At 70.8% G+C, this 23,638-nt stretch carries 18 protein-coding genes; 5 read left to right on the top strand and 13 right to left on the bottom strand.

The window, feature by feature from the left end; all coding sequences use genetic code 11:
- Nucleotides 1-89 precede the first annotated feature (89 nt).
- From ACFWDO_RS06710 to ACFWDO_RS06700, 3 genes are all read left to right on the top strand, one after another.
- Nucleotides 90-2,690, top strand: a complete 2,601-nt coding sequence (locus ACFWDO_RS06710) for a hypothetical protein (protein ID WP_380346858.1) — start codon at nucleotides 90-92, stop codon at nucleotides 2,688-2,690.
- 161 nt (nucleotides 2,691-2,851) lie between these two features.
- The gene (locus ACFWDO_RS06705) at nucleotides 2,852-6,016 is read left to right on the top strand and encodes a hypothetical protein (RefSeq protein ID WP_380315123.1); all 3,165 of its coding nucleotides are present in this window, start codon (nucleotides 2,852-2,854) and stop codon (nucleotides 6,014-6,016) included.
- Complete coding sequence (locus ACFWDO_RS06700) at nucleotides 6,009-6,833, top strand: SDR family NAD(P)-dependent oxidoreductase (protein WP_380315126.1); 825 nt, start codon at nucleotides 6,009-6,011, stop codon at nucleotides 6,831-6,833. Before ACFWDO_RS06705 ends, ACFWDO_RS06700 begins: the two co-directional genes overlap by 8 nt.
- Nucleotides 6,834-6,910: 77 nt before the next feature.
- On the opposite strand, the gene ACFWDO_RS06695 is transcribed toward ACFWDO_RS06700, so the two are convergent.
- From ACFWDO_RS06695 to ACFWDO_RS06660, 8 genes are all read right to left on the bottom strand, one after another.
- Nucleotides 6,911-7,954 carry a mannonate dehydratase gene (locus tag ACFWDO_RS06695; protein WP_380315129.1) on the bottom strand — a complete coding sequence of 348 codons (1,044 nt, stop codon included), beginning with the start codon at nucleotides 7,952-7,954 and terminating at the stop codon, nucleotides 6,911-6,913.
- Between the two features lie 87 nt (nucleotides 7,955-8,041).
- Nucleotides 8,042-8,809 carry an SDR family NAD(P)-dependent oxidoreductase gene (locus ACFWDO_RS06690; protein ID WP_380315132.1) on the bottom strand — a complete coding sequence of 256 codons (768 nt, stop codon included), beginning with the start codon at nucleotides 8,807-8,809 and terminating at the stop codon, nucleotides 8,042-8,044.
- A complete protein-coding gene (locus tag ACFWDO_RS06685) occupies nucleotides 8,806-9,744 on the bottom strand; it encodes a DUF4432 family protein (RefSeq protein WP_380315135.1) in 939 nt (312 codons plus the stop codon). The genes ACFWDO_RS06690 and ACFWDO_RS06685 overlap by 4 nt, the downstream gene beginning before the upstream one ends.
- Nucleotides 9,745-9,746: 2 nt before the next feature.
- On the bottom strand, nucleotides 9,747-10,409 hold the full coding sequence (locus ACFWDO_RS06680; RefSeq protein WP_380315139.1) for an RraA family protein: 663 nt from the start codon (nucleotides 10,407-10,409) through the stop codon (nucleotides 9,747-9,749).
- Nucleotides 10,406-12,892, bottom strand: coding sequence for a hypothetical protein (locus tag ACFWDO_RS06675; RefSeq protein ID WP_380315142.1), 2,487 nt, complete (start codon nucleotides 12,890-12,892; stop codon nucleotides 10,406-10,408). The genes ACFWDO_RS06680 and ACFWDO_RS06675 overlap by 4 nt, the downstream gene beginning before the upstream one ends.
- A gap of 14 nt (nucleotides 12,893-12,906) precedes the next feature.
- Nucleotides 12,907-13,746, bottom strand: a complete 840-nt coding sequence (locus ACFWDO_RS06670) for a carbohydrate ABC transporter permease (protein ID WP_380315145.1) — start codon at nucleotides 13,744-13,746, stop codon at nucleotides 12,907-12,909.
- The gene (locus ACFWDO_RS06665; RefSeq protein ID WP_380315148.1) at nucleotides 13,743-14,537 is read right to left on the bottom strand and encodes a carbohydrate ABC transporter permease; all 795 of its coding nucleotides are present in this window, start codon (nucleotides 14,535-14,537) and stop codon (nucleotides 13,743-13,745) included. The genes ACFWDO_RS06670 and ACFWDO_RS06665 overlap by 4 nt, the downstream gene beginning before the upstream one ends.
- 167 nt (nucleotides 14,538-14,704) lie before the next feature.
- The gene (locus ACFWDO_RS06660) at nucleotides 14,705-15,994 is read right to left on the bottom strand and encodes an ABC transporter substrate-binding protein (protein ID WP_380315151.1); all 1,290 of its coding nucleotides are present in this window, start codon (nucleotides 15,992-15,994) and stop codon (nucleotides 14,705-14,707) included.
- A 143-nt stretch (nucleotides 15,995-16,137) separates the two neighbouring features.
- Between ACFWDO_RS06660 and ACFWDO_RS06655 the strand changes: the two genes are divergently transcribed.
- Nucleotides 16,138-16,914: an IclR family transcriptional regulator gene (locus ACFWDO_RS06655; RefSeq protein WP_380315154.1), complete on the top strand. Its 777-nt coding sequence runs from the start codon at nucleotides 16,138-16,140 to the stop codon at nucleotides 16,912-16,914.
- Between the two features lie 278 nt (nucleotides 16,915-17,192).
- Here ACFWDO_RS06655 and ACFWDO_RS06650 read toward each other — a convergent pair whose 3' ends face one another.
- The 5 genes from ACFWDO_RS06650 to ACFWDO_RS06630 all read right to left on the bottom strand — a co-directional run bounded on the left by ACFWDO_RS06650 (nucleotide 17,193) and on the right by ACFWDO_RS06630 (nucleotide 22,633).
- On the bottom strand, nucleotides 17,193-18,125 hold the full coding sequence (locus ACFWDO_RS06650; RefSeq protein ID WP_380315157.1) for a DUF4862 family protein: 933 nt from the start codon (nucleotides 18,123-18,125) through the stop codon (nucleotides 17,193-17,195).
- A 69-nt stretch (nucleotides 18,126-18,194) separates the two neighbouring features.
- Complete coding sequence (locus ACFWDO_RS06645) at nucleotides 18,195-19,136, bottom strand: NAD(P)-dependent oxidoreductase (RefSeq protein ID WP_380315160.1); 942 nt, start codon at nucleotides 19,134-19,136, stop codon at nucleotides 18,195-18,197.
- 25 nt (nucleotides 19,137-19,161) lie between these two features.
- Nucleotides 19,162-20,520 carry an MFS transporter gene (locus tag ACFWDO_RS06640; protein ID WP_380315163.1) on the bottom strand — a complete coding sequence of 453 codons (1,359 nt, stop codon included), beginning with the start codon at nucleotides 20,518-20,520 and terminating at the stop codon, nucleotides 19,162-19,164.
- A 125-nt stretch (nucleotides 20,521-20,645) separates the two neighbouring features.
- Entirely contained in the window at nucleotides 20,646-21,899 is a 1,254-nt protein-coding gene (locus ACFWDO_RS06635; RefSeq protein ID WP_380315166.1) for a mandelate racemase/muconate lactonizing enzyme family protein, read from the bottom strand.
- A 65-nt stretch (nucleotides 21,900-21,964) separates the two neighbouring features.
- A complete protein-coding gene (locus tag ACFWDO_RS06630; protein ID WP_380315169.1) occupies nucleotides 21,965-22,633 on the bottom strand; it encodes an RraA family protein in 669 nt (222 codons plus the stop codon).
- A gap of 72 nt (nucleotides 22,634-22,705) precedes the next feature.
- Here ACFWDO_RS06630 and ACFWDO_RS06625 point away from each other — a divergent pair, with 72 nt between their 5' ends.
- Entirely contained in the window at nucleotides 22,706-23,425 is a 720-nt protein-coding gene (locus ACFWDO_RS06625; protein ID WP_380315172.1) for a FadR/GntR family transcriptional regulator, read from the top strand.
- Nucleotides 23,426-23,638 lie beyond the last annotated feature (213 nt).

The raw sequence follows: 23,638 nt of genomic DNA, 5'->3' as shown, positions 1-23,638 counted from the left end.
CCAGGCAACGACCAACTCGCCGCGCCCGTGGGGCGCGGACCGGAACGACGCTCGCCGCCGCCCTCGCGGTCACCCTTGCCGGTGCCGGCGTGGCCGCCGCGAGCGACACCCTCCCCTGGGAGGGCGACAGCGCGAAGGGCCCGAACCAGCCCTACCAGCACGGCTACAACCCGGACGGGCTGCTGGACTGGGATCCTCGCACGGACTCGGGCGCCGAGCTGTTGCGCGCCCGAGTACCCCTGCAGGAGCGCGCCGACACAGATCCGTCCACCCAGCGGGACCCGTCGCTCCCCGCGGACACTCAGATGCTCGCCCTCAGCGGCGACTACGGCAACGCGTCCTTCGAGTCGCACCCGTACACCAACGAGTTCAGCCAGCACCTGTTCAGCTTCTGGCAGTACACCGACGTGTACGCGGCCTGGCACGGGATGCCGACCGAGGGGGTCCCCGAGGACCTGTACGACCCGAGCGCCATCTGGACCCAGCGCTGGTTCGAGTTCGGCGCGGTGAACCTGCCCAACCCGGGGTACACCAACGCCGCGCACCGCAACGGCGTGCGCTCGCTCGGCTGCATCTTCTTCTCCGACAACGACCGTGGCTCCCAGACGTACAGCGAGTTGCTGGTGCGGGATGCGAACGGCGACTTCCCCGCGGCCGGCAAGCTCGCCGACATCGCCGAGTACTTCGGCTTCGACGGCTGGTTCATCAACCAGGAGCAGAGCAAGGTCGCGGCCGAGGACGTCGACGACTACCAGGACTTCCTCGCCGCGCTGCGGGCGGAGGGTCTCTACGTCCAGTGGTACGACTCGGTGGACGCCGCCAACGGTGACAAGCTCTACGAGAACGAGTTCACCCCGCGCAACAGCCCGTTCGTGCGCGATGCGGAGAAGGGCGACCTGGCCGACTCGATCTTCCTCAACTACTGGTGGAACCCGGCCAAGCTCACGGCCTCTGCCCAGCACGCGAGGTCGCTCGGCCTGGATCCGCGCCAGACCGTCTTCGCCGGGGTCGAGGCGGGCATGTACCAGTTCGACCAGCCCTACGACCTGCAGGACAATCTCGGAGCCGACGGCACCCCGATGAACGCGATCGCCACCCTCGGTGCCGACTTCGTGCACTCCGACTTCGCGGACAAGACCGACGACGCCGCACAGTCCCAGGTCTTCGACCGCGAGCGCCGTTGGTGGACCGGGTCGCCCACCGGCACGGACGCCACGCGCCCGGCGGACGGCGAGTGGCAGGGCATCTCCTCGTACGTGGCCGAGCGCACGGCCGTCACGGGCCGCACGTTCGCCACGACGTTCAACACCGGACACGGCCTCGGTTACTGGCACGAGGGCGAGCTCTCCTCCGACGCGGAGTGGGGCAACATCGGCGTGCAGGACCTCCCCGTGACGTGGCAGTGGTGGGTCGAGGCGAAGGACGGCGCCGACCCGCTGCAGGTGGACTACGACTACGGCCCGGACTACGTCGCTGCCGACCGGTTCGGTTACGAACACCTGGGTGCGTACGAGGGCGGCAGCTCCCTCGCGGTCTCCGGCGACCTCGCGAGCGACAACCTGCTCCGCCTGTTCAAGTCGGACCTCGAGGTGTCCCCGGGGACCGACGTCGAGCTCACCTACGCGAAGCCGAGCGCCGACGACGGCTCACAGCTGACGCTCGCGTTGGTCCTCGCCTCCGACCCCGACCGGGTGATCGAGGTGCCGGTCAAGCGCTCCGGTGCGCAGACGGACGGCTGGCGCACCGTGCACGTCGATCTGTCGCGGTTCGCGGGCGAGACGATCACGACGTTCGGGCTCGGCTTCCGTGCCGGCGACGGCCCCGTCGCGGACTACCAGGTGAACGTCGGCAAGATCGCCGTCACCGACGGCAGGGACCACACCCCCGACCGTCCGCGCGGCTTCGAGATCGACCGCGCGCTCACGTCCACCGACGAGCTCTTCCTGCGGTGGGACCTCGCCGACTACGACGACGTCGCCCGGTACGACGTGTACGCCGACGGCGAGTACCTGGGTGGCGTGTACGACGACGTGCTGTACGCCAAGCACTTCACGCGCTCGCGCGGCACGCTCGAGCTCGTCGCCGTGGGGCACGACGGCAGCGAGAGCACGCCGGCCGTGCTGCGGTACGACTTCTCCCGAGGGCCGGGGGACGTCACGGCGGAGGCCTCCGAGGACGGCACCGTCACGGTGTCGTGGAAGGAGCCGGTCGCGTCACCCACCGTCGTGACGCTCGCCGCCGAGGACGCCGGCCGGCGCGGCTACGAGGAGCAGACCGTGGCGCGTCGCGGCTCGACCGAGGTGACCTTCCGTCGGGCTCCCGTCGACGGCGGCGGCCTCGTCGCCACGGTCGCCCCTCGCTCCGGCACCGCGGTGTCGGCCACAGGGTCGTTCGCGGACACCCAGATCGAGGCCTACCCGGCTTCGGCGGCCGCTCTGGAGGGCACCTCGCTGAGACTCACTCGGCCCGCGCTTGCGGACTGGCACACGCTCACGGTGTACGAGGACGGCGAGCCGGTGCCGTTCGACACCACGTACAGCCAGGGCGAACGACCGCAGATGATCCGCGGGCGCACGACGTTGCCTTCACTCACCCGAGAACTGGCGAGTGAGCACAGCGAGGTCGTCGTCAGGATCGAGGACTACGCCGGCAACGTGGCGGACACCACGCTCCGGGCCGCCACGCGCTAGCCCCAAGAAGGGGGCGGGGCCGCCGTGCGCGCGCCCCGCCCCCAGGCTCCGCGGCGTCGCCCCCGCTCGTCGCCGCTCCATCCCCCCGAATCCAGCACCGACGCACGTGTCGAAAGAGGAAACTTCTCATGACTGCCAAGGCCCTCATCACGAGGCTTCCGATGAGCGGCGCATTCGCCATCGCCGGACTGCACGACTACGCGAGCGCCGTCCGCGTCGAGCGTGACGGCATCACCGTCCGCATCACGCCTGAGCAGCTGGCGCGCGGCAACGGCGCGGACCGCGAGCGCCCGATCCGTGTCGAGGTCACCGGGCCGGTCCGACCGACCGTGGCGCACGTGACGGTCGACGGCACCGACCTCGGCGGGGTCGAGCTGGTGGACGGACCCACCGGGTGCCAGCGCGTGTTCGTCCCCGCCGGCGACGAGGCTGCGACCGTCCAGCTCCGGCTTCCCGAGGTCCGGGACGAGGTCTACACGTTCCCGATGCCGCCGGTGCGTGACTGGACCATCCACCTCGTCCATCACAACCACTTCGACCTCGGCTACACCGACCCGCAGTCGGTCGTGTTCGAGAACCAGCGGTCCTACCTGGACTCCGTGCTCGACATCGTGCGCGCCACGCACGACGACCCCGACGACTCGCGATTCCGCTGGGTCGTGGAGTCGCTCTGGGCGTTCGAGCAGTGGGCGCAGAGCCGCCCCGAACACGTCGTCCAGGAGTTTGTCGACTACGTGCGGGAGGGTCACGTCGAGCTCACCGCCATGCCCTTCAACCTGCACGCGGACACCTGCTCCACCGAGGAGCTGCACGAGCTCCTCAGCGGAGCGCGTGCCATCGCCGACCGGTACGGCGTACCGTTCGACACCGCCATGCAGACCGACGTGCCCGGCACGCCGGTCGGTCTGCCCGACGCCCTGTCCGACTTCGGCGTGAAGTACCTGTCGGTGGCCCACAACTGGGCCGGCCGCTCCGTACCCGAGCGGCTCGGTGGGCAGCTTCTCCCCCGCCTGTTCCGCTGGGCGGCGCCGTCGGGCAAGTCGGTCCTGGTCTGGATGACGGACAGCCCGCACGGGCTGGCCTATCAGGAGGGCCCGATCCTCGGCTTCCACGAGGGGATCGAGCGGGTCGAACGGATGCTGCCGGTCTACCTGCAGTCGATGGTGACCAACCCGTACCCCTACCCGCCGGGTTCGCTCGGCTGGGCAGGCTACGAGGAGGCCGAGGGGCGCGAGCCCTACCCGTGGGACATCGTCCACCTGCGCACGCAGGGCTGGGGCGGCGACAACGGCCCCGCCCGCCTGCAGGCCTCGGACATCATCCGGGAGTGGAACGACACGTGGTCCTCCCCCCGGCTCGTGCACTCGACGAACGCGGAGTTCTTCCGCGCCGCCGAGGAGCGCCTCGGCGACGAGATCCAGACGTACGAGGGCGACTGGGGCGACTGGTGGGTCGAGGGCGTCGGCTCGTCCGCCCACATGATGAAGCTCGTGCGCGACGCACAGTTCCGGATGCCGGAGGCGCATGTCCTCGCGTCCCTGTACACGCATCGGACCGGGACGTGCCTCGCGGGCACGCGAGCAGACATCGACCGCGCCTATCGCAAGATCTCTCTGTTCAACGAGCACACCTGGGGCGGCGGTGAGTCGTGGCTCGCCCGCGACCACGGGTTCGAGTCTGGCGAGGTCCAGTGGTACTGGAAGGCCTCGCAGGCCCTCCAGGCGCAGGAGAACGCCCGCGCCTACCGCGAACGCGCCGCGGCGTATCTGGGCGAGACCCTCGGCACCGCCGACGGAGCCCTCGCGAGCTACTACGTCGTGAACGGTGACGGAGTGCGTCGCGACCGCGAGGTGCGCTTCCTGGTCCGCGAGAGCGTCGTCCCGTTCCGCGTGGGGTTCGAGGTCCGGGACCCCCGCACGGGCGAGAGCGTGCCGTTCCGCGTGGACCACCAGGAGCACCGCGAGCACCGCGAGGCCGGCCGCTGGGTCACGCTGCGTGCCCACGACCTGCCCCCCGTCGGGTTCTCGCGGTTCGACCTTCACCAGGTGTCCGACGACCCGGTCGACGCTGTCCCGTTCACCCTCGGCACCACCCCGGGCGGCGCCGGGCGGCCCGACGCGGCGGCCGTCGTTGAGGGTGGGGATGCCGCCGTCCGCGCCGGAGACCCGCTCGTGCTGGAGAACGAGTCGCTCACCGTGACCGTCGACCTTGCCCGGGCAGGCATCGTGTCGGTGATCGACCGCCGGAGCGGCCGCGAGCTGGTGAACCAGGACTCGTTGTTCGTCGGGAACGAGTACCTCTACGACGCGTACACGACGGCGCCCGGGTTCAACCACCACTCCAACCGGTCGTTCTCCGGCCCTGACCTGCCGTTCATCGGTACCCGCACGCGAGCCCGCACGGCGTCGTTCATCTCGCGCAGCGTGGACGACGTCGAGCAGCGGCTCGTGTACGAGTTCGTGGCCGACGGCGTCGACCGGGTCACGGTGACGCTGCGGCTGGCGCACGACGCGCGCCACCTGGTCGTCCAGAATCGGGTGGCCAAGCCCGCCACCACCGCGAAGGAGAGCGGGTACTTCATCTTCCCGTTCGCGACCGACGACGCCACGGTGCGGTACGAGATCACCGGAGGCGTCACCGGCGACGACCTACCGCACGTGCCCGGCGCTCCCGAGCACATGCGCGCGGTGCGCAGCTGGGTGACGGTCGACTCGCCGTCGGACGGCGTGCGCGCCGTGTGGGTCACGAAGGACGCACCGCTCGTACAGCGCGGCACCATCGCCCAGCCGTACGCCCCGTTCTACCCGAGCACGGCACCGAACGAGCCGGGCACGGTCATCTCCTGGTTCCACAACAACGTGTGGGACACGAACTTCCCGAACCAGCAGCGATTTGAGACGGACTTCACCTATGCCGTCGCCGCGGCTGACGAGCACGAGTCGCTCCCCTCGCTCGCCCTGGCGACTGCCTCGGCCGTGACGGGAGAGACCGTGGCCGTGCTGGGCGCTGCTAGAGGGAGTGCCGACGCGCCGGAGCAGGCGTCGCTCGTCGAGATCGACCGCGCCGACGTCCAGGCCGTGAGCGTTCTCCCCACCGACGACGGCGAGCTCCTTCTCAGGCTCCAGTCGTTCGTCGACGGCGAGGCCCCGGTGCGCCTCACGAGCGCCGCGGGGATCTCGTGCGCGCGCCGGGCGACGTTCCTGGGTACGCCCGGAGAACCCCTGGAGGTCACCGACGGCGTCACCGTGACGGTCCCGCGCCTGGGTACGATCGGCGTCCTGCTGCGCCTCGGCGACATGTCCGGACAGGTGGCAGGGCATGCCTGACCGCGGTCGACAGCATGCCGCCTGGGCCGGCCGCACCGCGGTGGTGACGGGTGCGGCCGCCGGGATCGGCGGCGGCGTCGCCGACCTCCTCGTGGAGCTCGGCGCCACAGTCGTCGGTATCGACCGTGACGGCGCCGCGCTCGAGGTCGCCGAGTCCCGGCACGCCGACAGCCCCGGCCGGTTCGTCGGCCTGGCGGCAGACGTCGCCCGCCCTGACGTGCTCGACGACGCGGCCCGCCGCGTGCGCGCCGAGCACGGCACGCTCGACGCCGTCGTCTGTGCGGCCGGCGTGCAACGCTACGGCGCGGTGGACGATACCGACCCCGCCACCTACGACGAGGTGATGGGCGTGAACGTCGGCGGGGCGTTCCACACCTGCCGCGCCATGGTGCCGCTGCTGCGCGAGAACGGCGGCGGCGCGATCGTCGTCGTGTCCTCGGCGCAGGCCTACGCCACCCAGACCGGTGTCGCGGCCTACACCGCGAGCAAGACCGCCCTGCTGGGGCTTGCCCGCGCGATGGCGGTCGACCACGCGGCCGACGGCATCCGCGTCAACAGCGTCAGCCCCGGGTCGATCGAGACGCCGATGCTGCGCTGGGCCGCCGGGCTGTTCGCCGGCGAGCGGGCCGCCGACGACGTCGTGGCCGAGTGGGGCCGCGCGCACCCGCTCGGCAGGGTCGGCACACCGTTGGAGGTCGCGGAGGTGGTCGAGTTCCTCCTGTCGGATCGCGCCGCTTTCGTGACCGGCGCGGACGTCAAGGTCGACGGCGGGCTCAGCGCCCGGCTCGCGGCGGCCCTGCCAGACGCGGACGCGTGAACCGTGGTCCCGGGCCGAGGTTCTCGTCAACCTCGGCCCGGGACGCGGCCGTGCGGCTTCGTTTCCTGCCGGTCAGCTCACGAGAGCCGCCCGGCGGGGTGCCCGTGGATCGCGTGCTGCAGGCCGCGCACGTACCCGGCGGCGAACAGTCGGCCCAGGACCGCGTAGCCCGGACGGTCGTTGACCTCGCCCGACATCGTCGGCACGTGGTCCGGGCGCATCGGCCCGTCGAAGCCCACGGCTGCATAAGCTCTCATGCACTCGGCCATGTCCGTCTGACCATCGTCGTGGAACGTCTCGACGAAGTCGTCCGCCGTTCCTCTCACGTCACGGAAGTGGACGAACGCGATGGCCCCGTCCCGCCCGAGCTCCCTGATCACGTCCGGTACGTCTGGCGTCATGAGCGCGAAATTCCCCTGGCAGAAGGTGATGCCGTTGCTGGACGATGTGTTCAGCGTCAGCAGTCGTCGGTAGGCGTCCACCGAGCTCATGATGCGAGGCAGGTCGCGCACGTTGGGGAGCGGCGGGTCGTCCGGGTGCAGGGCGAGCCTCACACCGGCGGCCTCGGCCTCCGGAACGACGGCGTCGAGGAAGTAGTCGAGCGCCTCCCACATCTGGTCGGCCGACACCTCCCCAGCGGGCACGAGCGGCCCGAGGGCGTCCGCGTCGGCGGCGCGGAATCCTGTGACGAGGGCCCCGCCTCGGGCCGGGATGTCGTTACGTGTGCGGGCCCAGCTGGAGCGGGCCATCCAGTTGTAGCAGAGGACCGGGATCCCGAGCCGGCCCATCGACCGGACCTGCGTGATGACGTGCTCGATCTGCTCGTCGCGGCCCGGCAGCCCGAGGCGGACGGCGTCCATCGGGGCCGTGTCCTCGACGGCGGTCACGGTGAATCCGTGCTCGGAGAACGTCGCCACGTCGGCGGCGAGCGCACGCTCGCCCCAGGGCTCCTCCCCCGGCTCGAACGTCGGGACCGGTCGGGCGCCCCCGACCGAGGCGAAGATACGCTCCTCCTGCTCCGCGCCCCGCATGATCGCGACGACGTTCTCAACGCCCGCCTGCCGGATCAGCGGCCACCACGGCTCGGGTCGGGGCGCGAGGAACTCGCTGAGCTGGAACATCAGACCTCCGTGTCACAAGGATGGTTCGCCGTCGACCGTCAGGAGCGGTCGCGGACACGCGGCCCCACAGGGCGGCCGCGCCGTGGACTAGGACGCGCCCGGGTCGGGTGCGTACCGGACAAGATGGTTCGAGTAGCCACCGTCGACGGTGAGCGTCGTGCCGGTGACGTAGGCGCTGTCGGCGCCGGCGAGGAACAGGGCCGCCCGGGCGACGTGGTCCACGCTTCCGGGGGCACCCAGCGGGATCCAGCGGGCGAACCGCTCGTGGCCCACGCGGGCGATGAGCTCGCGATTCATGTCGGTCACGATCGCGCCGGGCGCGAGGTTGTTGATGCGCACCCGGCGAGGTCCGAGCTCGACCGACGCCGTCCGCGTCCAGGCCGCGAGCGCGGCCTTCGCGGCGGCGTACCCGCCGTTGCCCGCGACGGGCACGGACTCGTGGATCGAGGTCACGTTGACGACCGTTCCCCGCCCGGATGCCTCGAGGAGCGGGACGGCGAGCCGCACGGTCTCGACCGGCGCGAGGAAGTTGACACGCATCAGGCGTTCGAGCGTCTGGCCGTCGAGATCGTCAAGGATCGCATGCTCCTCGAAGCCGGCGTTGTTGACCAGGATGTCGAGACCGCCCGTAGCCCGGGCAGCGGAGACCAGGGACGCGGGGGTGGCGGGGTCGAGCAGATCGCCGACGACGACGTCACCGTTGATCTCGGCGGCGAGCGCCGCCGCCCGTGAGGCGTCCCGCCCGTGGACGAGGACCCGCGCCCCCGACCCGGCGAACGCCCGGGCGATCGCCTCGCCGATGCCGGCGGTCGCACCGGTCACCAGCGCTCTCATGCCGCGCAGCTCCGTCGTCATGACTCCTCCACCAGGATGCTCAGTCGAGTCGTCCGCGACTCGCCGGGCACGAGCGCGGGCGCGCCCCGCCCCGGCTCGTCGACGCCCCCGACGACACAGTTCGCGGGCTCGATGCCCTGCACGTACGCGCCGGGCCGCCAGTTCCGCCAGGAATGGCACAGGGGGAGCTCGGCAGTCCTCCAGCGGACCGTGACACGTTGTCCGCGCGCGGGGGAGGTCACCGAGACGGCGGACCACCCGTCCACGGGCTCTGCCGACCAGGTGCGCACTTCGTCGTCGCGGCGCCGGGGCTCGCCCATCGGCCCGCACTCGACGTCCGCGCTTCCCACCACCCGTGAGCCGGGCTCCAGGAAGGGGTACCCGAGGTTGACGTGATAGAGCATCGGGACGATCACGGGCGCACCGGACTCGTTCGTCGTCACGTCCTGCAGCTCGACGTGCCCTTGCCCGAGGTGGAACGTCCATTCCCTACGCACGACCAGGAGTCGGCCGACGCCGTCGTTCTCCCGCACCACGCCTCGTACCTGCACGGTCCCGGCCTCGAGGTCGGTCTCCACGGCCACGCCCTGCGCGGCGTTCTCGGTGTACCGGCCGTGGCGGGGTTGACCAGCCAGTGGTTCCCCGACGTTGCGCAGCCCGCAGGTCGTGACCAGGCCGCCCTCCCAACCGCGGTGCCAGCCGTCGTCGTCGGTCGCGCCGTGCGACGTCACGCGCGGCCCGGCTGCCGACGTCCAGGAGATCGCCCGGCCCGCGTACCAGGCCCGGCCCAGGTCGAGCCCGTGGTCCAGGAGGATCCGGGTGTGCAACCCTCCGTCGGGCGCGACGGCGAGCACGCGACTTCCGACCCCGGTGCCCTCGACGTGCGCGAAGGTCGCGACGTCGGCGAGCTGGGCGTCGTTCGCGGTGAGGGCGCGCAGGTCCGTGCTGCTCGGCACGGCTAGAGCACCCCGAACGTGGCGAACGCCTCGGTAGCGGGCATGCCCGCTGCCACCGCGGCGCGGAACTCGCGCTCCCCTTGCCGCTTGGCCGCCGCCTCGGCCACCGCCTGTCCCGCGAGCCGGGCCGGCACGACCACGACGCCATCGGCATCGCCCACCACGAGGTCGCCGGGCTCGATACGCACCCCGTCGATCTGGCACGCGACGCCGTGGGCGACGATCTCGTGGCGCCCCAGGCTGTCGTAGGGAATGGTGCCTGCCGAGATCACGGGGAAGCCCAGCTCACGGACCTGGCGGGTGTCGCGGACGAGCCCGTCGGTGATGGCGCCGGCCGCCCCGCGCGCTGTGCAGGCCGTGGAGAGCAGTTCCCCCCACACGGCGATATCGGTGGCTCGAGCCGTCGGGGTCACGAAGACCTCGTCGGGCCCGATCGCATCGAGCGCGGTGACCAGTCCGCGGAACGGGCGGTCGGGCACGTCCGAAACCCGCTGGAGCGCCACCGGGAACGCCCAGCCCGCGACCACGTCGTCAGGACCCAGCGGCGCCAGGCCTGCGGCGAGGCACTGGCGGCGCAGGCCGTGCGCGTCGAGCACGTCGGAGAGCACGGCAGAGCCGAGCTGTGACCGGACGAGGCCCAGATCGACATCGCGTCGGGCGCTCATCGGGTGCCCTCCGTCCGTCGCGCCCGCAGCCGCAGGGTCTGGATGCGCCAGGGGGACAGCTCGACCGGTAGCCGGCCCTCACGCGCCTCGACCACCCCGAGGACGGTGTCGTCGAGGTCGACGAGCTCGGCGCCGTCGCGGGCGAGGTCGCCCGCGAGCGACACCCGTGCGAGGCGGTCCGACTGGTTCACGAGGCGGACGCAGGGCCTTCCGTCGTCGTCGACGTAGAACGCGGAGACCCGCACGTCGTCACCCGCGTTCTCGAGCACCGTCGTGGGGACGGCGCCGCCCGCCACCAGGCGGGCACGCCGCCAGCGCCGGTCCGCAAGCCGTGCTGCCTCGCCGGCGTGGCCGACCACCTGCAGCCGCAGCTGCCACGTCGTGCGCCCCGGGTTCGTCCAGTGCATGCGCGGGTCGCCGCACGAGGGCGCGGTGCGCAGCAAGACGGCGCTCGTCTCGCCGTCGGCCGATCGCCACGCCGGGTGCTCGGTGAGGACGGCCAACGTCAGCTCGCCCTCCTGCGCGGTGAGCCAGTGCTGCACCTCGCGGTAGGACTGCTGGTCCTCCGGCGCGATCTCGTCAGGCTGGAACGGGCGCGAGCCCTCGGGCACGTCCTCCCAGTCGGAGCCGTGGAACGGTGTGCCGTACCGAACGGTGTCCCGTGGTGCGCGCGGCACCACCGGCATGCGGACCTGCCAGTCCTCCAGGGCGGGCCACTCGACGTCGACCTCGACGTCGAGTGACGGCTCGTGGGCCCACACGGTGAGCACCTGGTGCCACCTGACGTCCAGCAGGTCCCAGCCGATCGCGACCTGGGCGCACAGCGGACCGGTCGACAGGACCTCGACGCCGGTGAGGAGGGCGTCGACCCGCACCGACTCGTCGGTCCGCAGGGTGACGTCGTTGCCCAGCTCGCGCACGGCGTAGGGCAGCTCGAGCGCACGCACCGCAGGGCCGTCGGCAGCGAGCTCGACGGTCCCGTCGGTCTTCGAGACGACGACCCGCAGCCCTGCCGACGTCAGGACGACGCGTCCCGGCTCGTCGACGACGTCGACGCACCCCTCGGGCTCGCGGGTGACGAGCGCGTGCAGGCCGATCCCATCGGGGACGTGCGCCGTCACCGCGACCGACGTGGAGCGGTCAGCGTGGTGCAGCTCCTGCCGCCGGCCCGCCGGGACCTCCTCGAGGAGTCCGGTCAGGGGGCCGACGTCCTCCGGGTCCACCGTCAGCACGGGGTCGTCGCCGAACCGGGTCGAGAGCACGAGCAGCCGCTCGGCGTCATCACCGGCGGCCACGTGCTCGACGACCTCCCTCGCGTACCCGCGGGCACGGTCGTGGCGCACCTTCTTCTGGAAGACGGACAGTGCACCGTCCTGCCCGCCGCCGTTGTGGTCCTGCGTGAACGCCTGCATGCGCCAGAGCCACTCGAACTCGCGCCCCACGGGCGCGAAGTCGTCCGGCTCGAAGAAGGAGTCCTCGCCATAGACGCCACGCCACCGCGCAGCCGACTCGGGCACCGCGGCACGTCCGCCTGCTGCGGCGATCACCGCCGACGTCTCGGCGTCGAGCAGGTCCCGCTCGAGCATGCGGACCCGATGGAAGAACCGCATCTCCTCGTCGGGGGCCACACCCCAGACGCTCGGGAAGGAGCCATCACGTTCAGGCAGGTCCACCGGGTCGTCCAGATAGGGCTGCATCACGGTCGAGGGGACGGCGTAGTCCACCTCGATCTCGGGGAACTCGGTACGGAACTGCTGCACGTATGCGCGCTGGTCCTTACCGTACCGGGTGATGAAGTCCTCAGGGCCCGTAAGGTCGCCGGCGCCGCCGGCCATCGCCACCGTCCCGTGCGGGTACCGCTCGCGCAGTTCGTCGTGCGAGAGGGAGTGGTCCGCGACGAAGTGACCCGACCCCTCAGGCTCGATGGCCCCGGGCCGGAACGGCACGAAGACGTAGTGCACGGGCCAGGTGATCATGTGCAGCGGTGTTCCGTCCGGCGCGACGTGCCGCCAGATGCGTCCCTCGTGGAAGATCTTCCGGGACGTCACGTAGTAGCGGACACCCGCCTGCGCGTAGATCTGAGCGGTCTGCGCGTTGAGGCCCGGAAGGTCGGGGTGCGCCGCGAGGCGCGTCTCGACACCGAGCCGGTCGCGAACCCACCGGCGGCCGATCTGGATGTTGCGGATGAGCGACTCCCCGAGGACGAGGTTCTCCCACCGGTCGATGTAGGCGCCGCCGATCTCGAGACGGTTCTCGGCAATCAGCTTCCGCACCAGCGGCTCGTAGTGAGGATGGGTCCGCAGGAAGTGTTCCGCGAAGATCGCGGTGTCGATGACGAAGGTCTCGTCGCCGGACTCCTCCGCCCGGTCGAGGTAGCGCCGGATGAGGGCGTCCCCCCGTGTGAGGCAGTTGCGGTAGTCACCCAGCCAAAAGAGGTCCAGGTGGGAGGTCGGGATGATGCTGATGCGGTCGATGTCGAGCACGTGTGCCTCTCGTGTTAGCCCTTGACGGCGCCGGAGATGCCGTTGGCGAAGTACTTCTGCAGGAGGAAAAAGAGGATCAGGGGAGGGAGCGCGGCGATCGTCGACGCTGCCAGCACGAGACCCCAGTCGGTCGTGTGCTGACCCACCATCCCCGCCAGCGCGACGGGCACGGTCTGTGTGTCGCTCGACAGCAGGATGAGGGCGAACATCAGCTCGCTCCAGCACCCGATCACGGCCCAGATGGCGACGGCGGCGATGCCCGGAGCGGCCATGGGAACCACGATGCGGAACAACGTCCGCAGCGGCTTGCTCCCATCGACGGAGGCCGCCTCGACGACCTCGGTCGGCACGGACGCGAAGTGGCCGGTGATGATCCAGACAGCCACGGGTAGCTGGAACCCGATGTAGGCCAGCGTGAGTCCGGGCAGCGAACCCACGAGACCGAGGCTGGTCCACAGGATGAACACCGGGACCAGCGTCGCGGCCTGGGGTAGCAGCTGCGTGACGAATCCCATCGTCAGCATGTGAGAGGAGAACCGGTAGCGCAGATGGGTCGCGGCGTACGCCGACATCGACGCGAGCACCACCACGCACGCGGTGGTCACCAGCGCGATACCCAGGGACCGCGCCGAGGCCGACGGGATCTCTCCCGCGCTCCACACCTGACGAAAGTTGTCGAAGGTGAGGGAGTGCGGGAAGAGCGTCGCCGGGATCTCCGAGATCTCGGTGGAGGGCTTCAGTGACGAGGTCACCAGCCAGTACATCGGGAGGAGCGTCCCGATGAGCACGAGCGTGAGGATCGTTCCCGCCGCCCACGGACGGCGGTGTCCACGTCGGGCCGGGATCGCAGTCATCGGACGCCCCTTCGCGCGACTCGCATGTAGAACGCGATCGCGATGCCGGTGATCAGGACGGACAGGACCGAGTACGTGGCGGCTTGGTCGAATCTGTTGAACTTCAACGACGACTCCCAGATGGCGAACGGCAGTGTGCGAGTGGCGTTGTCCGGGCCTCCGTTCGTGAGCAGATAGACCAGGTCGAAGTAGTTGAAGGTCCAGATGAAGGCGAGCAGCCCGGTCGTGACCACCACGGGGCGGATGCCGGGGAGCAGGACGTGCCAGACGATGCGCCAGTACGGGGCACCGTCCACGCGCGCCGCCTCCTCCAGTTCCTTGGGGATGGTCTTCAGCGCCGCCGAGATCATGAGGATCCAGTACGGTGCCGCCTTCCACGTGTTCACCACGATGAGCGACCCCATGGCGAGCGCGGGGCTGGACAGCCACGCCACGGGGCTGCCGCCGAACACGGCCAGGACCGCGTTCGCCATCCCCGTGTTCGTGTCCAGGATCGAAGCCCAGATGGCTCCCACCGCGACCGCGGGGATGACCCACGGAGCGAGCAGTAGCGGACGCATCGCGCGGCTGGCGCGGGGGAAGAACTCGAGCGCCAGCGCGGCCACGAGGCCGATGGCGAACTGCAGGACCATCGAACCGAACGTGAAGACGAGGGTGCGGCCGATCGTCCCGGCCAGCTCGCCCTGGGTCAGGACGTCCACGTAGTTCTGGAGTCCGACGAACTTCCCGTCGTCGGCGCTGAGCCGGTCGATGTGGAGGCTCAGCCAGATGTTGTATCCGAGGGGATACACGAGCAGCAGGCCGAGCGCGATGAAAGCTGGCGTCGCATAGGGCCAGGCTGTCGGTCGGCGCACACCCTGAGCCCGACGGCCTGCCGGGGCGATGGCGTGGTCCCCGGCTCGCGTGTCGATCGTCTGAAGAGTCATGAGCTGCCGTTCGTTGGCCAGGTCACGTCGACCTACTTGATGATCTCGTCGGCCTTGGCGTCGAACTCCGACAACGCGTCGGGCACCGAAGCACCGGGCTTGATGACGGCCGGTTCCAGGATGTTCTCGAACGCCGCGGAGACCTCGGCGAGCCGCGCGACCGGGGTGATCGGGACCCGCGCCTCGGGGAGCACGGCCTCGAACGCGTCGTAGAACGGATCGTCGCTCCACGGGGAGACCGTCAGTCCGTCGACGGTCGGGGGAAACGCCTCGGTCTTGTTGATCGCCTCGAGGTTCTCGGGCTTGGTCATCCACCCGACGAGCTTGGCGGCCTCCTCAGGGTGCTCGGAATTCTTGAACGCCCCGACCTGCCAGCCGCCCGCCGTCGAGGACGACGCGTCGCCGGCGTTCTGCACCGGTACGGGGACGGTCGCCCAGTCCTCGCCGTACTTCATGTCGGGGTTGTAGCCCTCGATCTGGGGTCGGACCCACGGGCCACCGAGCATCATTGCGAGCTTCTTCTTCGCGAACAGCTGCGACACGGTGTCGCCGGAGAGGTTGTCCAGGCCCGGCGGCACGGCACCGGTCGCGACGATGTCCTGCAGGAGCTGTACTGCGGCACCGGTCTGCGCGTCCGAGCTCGCGACCGCCTGCGTGCCCTCCGCGTCGAGAATGAGTCCGCCTGCAGTGTTGATATAGGGCCCTGCCGACTCGTAGGACAATGCGTAGTCGCTGTCCGTCGTGAAGCCATAGCCGTACTCGTCGGTGCCGGCGAACGCCTTGACGTCGGCGAGCAGCTCGCTCCACGTCTCCGGCGCAGTGTCGATCCCGTGCTCCGCGAGCATGTCGAGGTTGACGTAGAGGACTCGGGCGTCGGTGGTGAGCGGCAGCGAGAGTTGCTTGCCTCCGACCTTGCCCACGTCGACCGGGCCTGGGATCAGGGGCTTGGTGTCGATGTCGCCGGCCGCGATCGCATCGTCGAGCGGGAGCAGGAACCCGGCTGCGGCGTAGGTCTGCACGTCGGTGTGATTCACGCGGCCGACGTCCGGGCCGGCACCGCCGCGCATCTCCGTCTGCAGCTTGGTGTTGTAGTCGCCGAAGGCGATCTTCTCGACCTCGACCTTGATGTCCGGGTTCGCCTTCTCGAACGCCTCGATGACAGGCCCCTCCCCCGCGGCGAGCGTGTCCTCCTCGACGCTCGTCCAGTAGGTGAGGGTGACCTGGCCATCCTCGGAGCCGCCTCCGCCGGACCCGCACGCAGCGAGCCCGGTGGACAGGGCGACGACACCCAGGACGGCCGCGACACTTCTACGAGCAACCACGTCGAGCTCCCTTGCTCTGTTCCTGTATGTGAACTTCGTTCGCTATGCTGACAACGCTAGGGACGCATGCTTGCAGTGTCAAGAGTTCTGGGCGACTCATGTGAACTGAGTTCCTCAATGTGAACGCTGCTAGCATCGATCGCATGACAGCCACCGGCCCAGCGCCTGAAGGCGTGAAGTCGTCCGAGCGGACGCTCGACGTCCTGGAGCTCCTCGCGCGAGCACAGGTGCCCATGACGTTCACCCAGATCCTCCAGGCCCTTGGGGTGCCGAAGAGCAGCCTCCACAAGCTCTTGGGCACGCTCGAGCGACGAGGCTGGGTCGAGACCGACGACCTCACCCACTCGCGCTACCGCGTGGGTCTTCGTGCCCTGCAGGCCGGTACGAGCTACGTCGACGCCGATGAGATCGTGCATCTGACCGAGCCTGTTCTGACCACCCTGACCGACCGCTTCGGGGAGGCCTCACATCTGGGTCGCCTCGACGGGTCTGACGTGGTCTACCTTGCAAAGCGCGAGTCGACCCACCCGCTGCGCATGTTCAGCGCCGTCGGCCGTCGGCTCCCCGCCCACGCCACAGCGATGGGCAAGGCGATCCTCGCCACGTACACCTGGGACGAGGTCGTCCGGGTCGTCGGCGACGATCTCGACCGCTTGACGCCTTCGACCATCACCTCGTTGTCGGCCCTTCGCGACGAACTCGACCGAACGCGCGAGCGCGGCTACGGCGTGGACGACGAGGAGAGCGCCGACCTCATGCGCGCCGTCGCGGTCGCGTTGCCCGGCTCGGACGCCCACAACGCCGTGAGCGTGTCCGCGCCAGTCGTCCGCATGCCCCAAGAGCGCATGCCGGACGTCGCGAACGCCATCTCCGAGGCCCTCACTCAGATCTGGCCGCGGGCTGTCCGGCGGTCCGTCTGATTCGAGCTGCAACGGCCGGACGCAGCATGGATCTGGTGCGAGCCGCGGCGCGCAACCGAGGCCGGCTCATCGACGTCGCGAGCGTACGCCTCGGCGACTTCCCAGAGGTCCCGGCGCGACCCGCCACACGACGCGGTCTGCTGCACGGGCTGGTGACGCCGACCCAGAAGGGGGCAGAACCACAGCAGCCCGTCCAGCGCGACCGCGATGGCAACGATACGGGCGAGCAATCGGATCGGCGGATCCGTTTTCGCTCCTTCCCATCCATCCGAAGATTGTCACCGGAATCCGGCCGGCGAGTCCCTTGGATGTCGCCTCCGCTCCAATGCGCATTTCGCGACCCGCACCGACGCGCGTATAAGCGCCAACCGGTCCGTCATCGGCGCGGCCGGGGGCGCGGCAACCTTCACCCCCAGGACGGCCAGGTGACCGCAGGCAACGACGAAGTCCGTCGCCTCCGCAAGCCCGAGGCGGGTGCCGCCGCCGTCCGGCGGGAGGGGCGGTGCGCCGTATGGCGGCACGTGCACGTCTCTCCAGGCCTCGCCCCAGGGACCGGCCGAGGAGGACGTGCCCGAGAGGACGGCCGTGGCGAGCAGGCCCGACGCGGCCGCTGTGCGCGCGTGCTCGACGGGGGTCGAGGTGCTGCGCCCCTCGACGGCGGAGCGACCCCAGTTGACGCCGAGCCGCACCGGGTGGCCCGAGGCTGCGGCGGCGGCCCCGGCTGCACGCACCTCGTCCTCCAGGCGCAGGTATCCCTTGTCGGGCGGCCCGTTCCCGCTCGGTGCATCGCAGTGCTCGACGACGAGTGGAACCGGCACGGGGGCCGTCGCGGCGAGCTCGGCGAGGCTACGGACGAGGGACTCGGGGTCCCCGTGCGCCGGGCCCGGCGCCGTGTGCAGCTCGATCCCCGTCACCCGTCGCCTCCCGGCGGCCTCGTCGACACGTGCGGCCGCGTCGAGGCACGCCCGCACGTCGTCGACCGCCTTCGCCCTCCCGTCCTGGTCCCCCGAGGCAAGCCCGTATGCGGGACGCCCGGCGAGGCGGGAGCTCGTCATGGGCGCGGTCGTGAGCAGGAGATCCCAGGAGGGCGGGAGGTTATGGGCGAGTGTGAGGAGCGCATCGGGGTCGTCGGCGTGGACGGGGTGCTCGAGCCCCGTGACCCCGTCGGCTTCGAGCGCGGGGTACCACTCGGGCGGCCCCCCCGCCGTCATCGCACAGCGCGTACGCCCCCGCGAACACCCGCGGGCGCGCGGGCACTTCCCTGCTCGGGGCAGACGCTCTCATCGGGGCACCACGTTGCGCAGGTTCTCCCCGGCACGCAGCGCGCGGAGGTTGTGCGCGATGAGCTCGTCGGCGCCGACCGGCCGCCCTCCCGCCGCGTGCGGCGTGAGGACGAGCCCGGGCGCGTCCCAGAGGGGCGAGCCGGCCGGCAACGGCTCGGTCGCTGCGACGTCGAGTGCGGCGCCCGCGAGCCGCCCCGCACGCAAGGCGTCGACGAGGGCCTCCTCGTCCACCGTGGACCCGCGCCCCACGTTCACGACGTACGCGCCAGGCGGGAGTGCCGCGAGGCGACGCGCGTCCAGCGCTCGATCGGTCGCCCGGGTCGTGGGAAGGATCATGACGAGGACGTCCGTGCCGGCGAGCTCCTCGTCGAGATCGGCCTCGGCCACGACGGGGACGCCACCCCGTTCCCCGGCAGACCGGGCGACGCCCCGCACGTCGGCCCCGAGCTGGCGGAGCAGCGGTGCCAACGCGCCCCCGATGCTCCCGAGCCCCCAGATCAGGACCCGGGCGCCGAGCAGGGTGGTGACGGCGCCGTCGGGGCGCAGCGGCTGCAACCCGCCGAGCTCGGACGCCCACCGGTGCTCGGCCTGCGCGCGCCGCATCCGCGGCATCCGCCGCACGAGGCCCAGCACGAGGGTCAGCGCGTGCTCGGCCACCGTCCGGGAGTGCAGCCCGGTGCCGCACGTGAGGACGACGTCGGACGCGAAGCCGGCGGCAAGGACGTCGTCCGGGCCGGCCGCGAGGGTCTGCACCCAGCGCAGGTCGGGCATCCGTCCGGCCACCGCGGCCAGGTCCTGTCGGGTGCTGCCCCAGGTCACCAGAGCGGTTGCGTCCAGATGGTCGTCCGGGACGGGCGACGATGCGTCGTACACGACGGTGCGGACGTCGTCGGGCACCGACGGGGCGAGCGGGAGCGCGTCGGGCAGGAGGAGCTTCATCGCGGGCCTTTCACGGGTGGGCGGATCAGTGCGCGGGGGTGACGGCGTCCTGCTCGAGACGCAGGTCTCTGCCGCGGGTCTCGGGCGACAGGAGGGTGGCGACGATGGAGGCTCCGACCATGAGCATCATGTAGATCGCGACGGGCCACCAGGAGCCGGACGCCCAGGTGATGAGGGCCGACGCCACCATCGGGGCGATACCGCCTCCCAGGACGGCTGAGAACTCCCGGGCGATCGAGACGCCGGCGTACCGGTATCGAGAGCCGAACATCTCGGCGTAGAAGGCCCCCTGGGAGCCCACCGTGCCGTAGACCATCATGAAACCGATGACCACCACGAGCCCGACGAGGAACGTGTTGCCGGTGTCGATGAGCAGGAAGGCCGGGATCGGGAAGGCGAGGAGGAACACGAGGACGCCGAGGATCACCGGCTTGCGTCCCAGGGTGTCGGTGAGGCGCCCGCTGATCACGGTCACGGCGCACGCCCCGATCGCTCCCCAGAGCAGCACCTCGGGGATGAAGCTCGCCTCCACCCCGACCCACGTGACGAGGTAGCTCCCGAGGAACACCTGGTAGATGTAGCTCTGCCCGTTGGAGCCCATGTTGATGAGGAAGACACGCCACAGGCCGGGGCGCCCGTTCTTCAGGACGTCCTTGATCGGGGTGTCCGCCGCACCGATGCGCGCCTTCTCGGTCTCCTTGAAGACCGGCGACTCGTGGAGCCTGCGCCGGAGCACGTAGGCGGCGATCGTCACGAAGATGGAGGAGAAGAAGACCAGGCGCCAGCCGTACGTCTGCAGGGCCTCCTCCGGCATCCGCTGCGCGAGCAGCCACGCGAGGGCGCCGAGCACGGACCCGAGCGCGGCCCCGACGAAGACCAGCGACGTATAGAACCCCCGGCGGCTCCTCCGCGCGGTCTCCGCGAGCAGGGTCACGCCACCGGCCTGCTCCGCCCCGGCGCCGAACCCCTGGAGCAGCCGGCAGACCACGAGCAGCGCCGGGGCGAGGATGCCCGCCTGGTGGTAGGTCGGCAGGAGCCCGATGGCGAACGTCGCGATCCCCATGAGGTAGAGGGTCGCGACGAGGACCCACTTTCGGCCGAGCCGGTCGCCGTACCGCGCGAAGAAGAGGCCGCCGAGCGGACGTGCGAGGAAGCCGACGGCGTACGTACCGAGCGAGGCGATGACTCCCATCGCCGGGGACGCGTCGGGGAAGAACAGCGAGTTGAAGATGATCGCGGCGGCGGTGCCGTAGATGACGAAGTCGTACTGCTCGAGCGCGGTGCCGACGAGGCCGGCCAGCGCGGCCCGGCGGACATTCGCCTGGTCGACGACGGGCTCGTCGTGGTCCTGCGTCACGTCCGTCGCCGTTGGCGGGTGAGACATCGTTCCTCCTCGATGAGGGAATCATGGTGGCTGCCGTGACGGTCGTCCGTCCGGCGGGGCGGCAGGCCGAACCCTGCCAGGCCGAGGGCGGTATCGCCGCCGGCCCGTGTGCCGTCGTGCGCCCGTCAGGCGGCAGGTTCCCCGAAGACGGGCTCGCCCGCCTTCGCCCAGCGGCGGACGACGTCGAGGTCGGGCTCGACGCCGATGCCTGGCCGGTCGGTCACGGCGATCTGGCCGCCGACGAGGAGCGGCTCTGTGACGAGCTCGTCGAAGAACGGCACGTCCTGGGCGTGGAACTCGAGCGCGAGGAAGTTGGACCAGGTCGACGAGAGCTGCGCCGCGAAGGCGGTTCCGACCGGTCCGGCGATGTTGTGCGGGGCGATCGACAGGCCGCGGTCCGCGGCGGCGGCCGCGAGGCGTCGAGCCTCGGAGACCCCGCCAAACTTCCCCAGGTCGGGGGTGACCACGGCCAGGGCGCCGCCCTGGACGACCTCCTCGAACGAGCGGTACCCGATGAGGTTCTCGCCTCCGCCGAGGGGCGTGCTGGTCGACCGCGCCAGGGAGAGGAGACCCGCGACGTTCTCCGGCGGCATGGGGTCCTCGAGCCACAGGATCGGCACGTGCGACACCGCCTCGGCGAGCCGGGCCGCGGACCCGTAGTCGTAGCGCCAGTGCAGGTCGAACGCCAGCTCGACGTCGGGCCCGGCACCCGCCCGGATGGCGTCGACCATGTCGCGCGCGAGCGACTCGGCCCCGGGCGGCATGGTGCGCGACCCCGGGCGGACCGGCAGGAGACCCGGGACGTCGAGATCGAACTTCAGCGCGTCGAACCCTCGCTCGACGGCCTCCGCGGCACGCCGCGCGAGCAGGTCGAGATCCACCGGTTCGGTCTCGGCGTCGATGTCGAACAGGCTGCGCCCGATCGTGCCGTCGGCCACCGCCTCGCCGGCGGCCCAGCGGGGCCGACGGATGTCGAGCATTGGGCCCAAGCTCATGAGGCCGGACCCGCCGTGACAGTCGGCGTACACCCGGACGCTGTCGTGGAAGCGGCCGCCGAGCAGCCGCCACAGCGGGACGCCGAGCGCCCGCGCGTTGAGGTCCCACAGCGCGGCGTCGATGCCGGAGAGCGCGTTGTGGATGATCCCGCCTACCGACCCGGCACCCGACGCGGCCGCGCGAAGCCGCGCGAGGACCGCTTCGACGTTACGCGAGTCGTCCCCGACGGCGAGCTCCGCCATGTGGTTGACGATGCGTGTGAGCCCGGGAGCGAAGAAGCATTCTCCCCAGCCGACCACGCCGTCCTCGTTCTCGACCCGGACGATGGTCCAGTCGAAGTTCGCCTCCACCACCGCGGTGGTGATCGACCTGATTGCGCTCATCGCGCTGTCCTTCCTGATCGTCGTCGGCCGTGCAGGGCCGAGCGGTGGAACACGGTTCGGGGTGCTCAGAGCACGCCGAAGGTGGCGAACGCCTCGGTCGTCGACATTCCGCCTCGAACGGCGGCCAGGACCCGGTTCTCGGTCGCAACCTTCTCGAGCGCCCTCTCGACCACCTCGACCTCGACGTCCTGCGGCACGACCACGACCCCGTCACGGTCGCCGAACACGAGGTCGCCCGGGGTGACGAGCACGCCCCCGACCTCGACCGGCGTACGGAAGTCGAGGACCGACTTCCGCGCGCCGGCATCCTGCGCGTACCCGCCCCGGCTGAAGACCGGGAACCCGTGCTCGAGCACCCCCGCGGTGTCACGGTGGAACCCGTCGATGACCGCGCCCGCCGCGCCGCGCCGCGTGGCCGCCACTGTCAGGATCTCGCCCCACCCCGCGGCGAGCCCCGCGCCGTTGTACGCCAGGTACACCTCACCGCGGCGCAGGTCGTCGAGGGCCTCGGTGAGCCGCCCGAACGGGTTGCGCTGGACCCCGAAGACGTCGGCGATCAGGACCGGCATGGCGCGTCCGATCACGACCATGTCGGTGGCGATCGGCCGGATCTCGGGCGGGAGGAACTGGTGGTGACGCCCGATCTGGTCCAGGACGTCGCAGATCACCGGGGCATGGAGGGCACGCAGGTCGGACGCGGACCATCGGCCCGCCACAACAGCTTCCGTAGTCATATTTGCAACTTATCAGAGAAGCAGTGAAGCGACCAAGATGTTAGGTTGGGGCATCCTGACGAGAGAGGACCCATGGCCGAGTCGCAGTCGAAGCCGCTACGCCGTTCGTCGCTCACCGACCAGGCGACCGCCGCCCTCCTCGAACTCATCCAGGACCGCGGCCTCGCCCCCGGCGACCACCTGCCCCCCACCAACGAGCTCGCCGCGACCTTTGACGTCAGCGTGCCGGTGGTCCGCGAGGCGGTCTCCGGGCTCGCGGCGATGGGCGTCGTCCGCCGGCAGCAGGGCAAGGAGAGCGTGATCTCCGTGCCCGACGCCTCCCACCTGAGCCTGCTGCTCCGGTTCCGGGTCCAGCACCCGGACGGCGACGACGACCAGGTGCAGGAGTTCCGGGAGGTCGTCGAGGTCGGCAACGCACGGTTGGCCGCATCCCATGCCGACGAAGCATCGCTCGCAGACGTTCGCGCTGCGTTGGCGCACCTTCGCGCCGTCGAAACAGAAGAGGAACTCCACACCGCCGACGTCGGGTTCCACGCCGCCGTCGCGCGCGCCGGCAAGAACGACCTCCTCGTCCTGACACTCGGGGCCCTCGAACCTCTGCTGCGGCGCCAGCGCGAGCACGTATGGCGCGGGTGGGTGCAGGCCGGAGGTGACCTGCAGACGATCATCGAGGCGCACGCGAGGATCCTGGACCGCATCGAGGCCCGCGACCCGGAGGGCGCCGCAACGGCGATGGCCGACCATCTGTTCCACCACGCTCGCGTTGTGCTCCCCCCGGCCGAGACCGATTAACACCTCCGGGTCGGGACGCGCGACCATCACCGCGTTCCGCAGACCGGAAACACCAAAGGTCCCGCCCTCGCGGGGGACGGGACCTTTCGGGCACGAGCGGTACGGCGTCTAGGTCAGAGGTTTGACGCGACAACCGTGCTCTGACTGTGAGGATCGCGTTCGCAGCCTGATGGTGCTGGGCTGGGTCGGTGGTGGCGAGCACGACCTGGAATT

Source organism: Isoptericola sp. NPDC060185, from assembly GCF_042728595.1.
GTDB lineage: Bacteria > Actinomycetota > Actinomycetes > Actinomycetales > Cellulomonadaceae > Isoptericola.
Note: the sequence above shows the minus strand (reverse complement) of the source record. Positions and strands in the feature narration are given on the sequence as shown.

Coding starts and splice junctions, on each gene's coding strand:
- ACFWDO_RS06700 (WP_380315126.1), top strand. CDS start 6,009: ATGCCTGACCGCGGTCGACAGCATGCCGCCTGGGCCGGCCGCACCGCG.
- ACFWDO_RS06630 (WP_380315169.1), bottom strand. CDS start 22,633: ATGACTACGGAAGCTGTTGTGGCGGGCCGATGGTCCGCGTCCGACCTG.
- ACFWDO_RS06635 (WP_380315166.1), bottom strand. CDS start 21,899: ATGAGCGCAATCAGGTCGATCACCACCGCGGTGGTGGAGGCGAACTTC.
- ACFWDO_RS06640 (WP_380315163.1), bottom strand. CDS start 20,520: ATGTCTCACCCGCCAACGGCGACGGACGTGACGCAGGACCACGACGAG.
- ACFWDO_RS06705 (WP_380315123.1), top strand. CDS start 2,852: ATGAGCGGCGCATTCGCCATCGCCGGACTGCACGACTACGCGAGCGCC.
- ACFWDO_RS06645 (WP_380315160.1), bottom strand. CDS start 19,136: ATGAAGCTCCTCCTGCCCGACGCGCTCCCGCTCGCCCCGTCGGTGCCC.
- ACFWDO_RS06650 (WP_380315157.1), bottom strand. CDS start 18,125: ATGACGGCGGGGGGGCCGCCCGAGTGGTACCCCGCGCTCGAAGCCGAC.
- ACFWDO_RS06680 (WP_380315139.1), bottom strand. CDS start 10,409: ATGAGCGCCCGACGCGATGTCGATCTGGGCCTCGTCCGGTCACAGCTC.
- ACFWDO_RS06625 (WP_380315172.1), top strand. CDS start 22,706: ATGGCCGAGTCGCAGTCGAAGCCGCTACGCCGTTCGTCGCTCACCGAC.
- ACFWDO_RS06695 (WP_380315129.1), bottom strand. CDS start 7,954: ATGTTCCAGCTCAGCGAGTTCCTCGCGCCCCGACCCGAGCCGTGGTGG.
- ACFWDO_RS06690 (WP_380315132.1), bottom strand. CDS start 8,809: ATGACGACGGAGCTGCGCGGCATGAGAGCGCTGGTGACCGGTGCGACC.
- ACFWDO_RS06670 (WP_380315145.1), bottom strand. CDS start 13,746: ATGACTGCGATCCCGGCCCGACGTGGACACCGCCGTCCGTGGGCGGCG.
- ACFWDO_RS06655 (WP_380315154.1), top strand. CDS start 16,138: ATGACAGCCACCGGCCCAGCGCCTGAAGGCGTGAAGTCGTCCGAGCGG.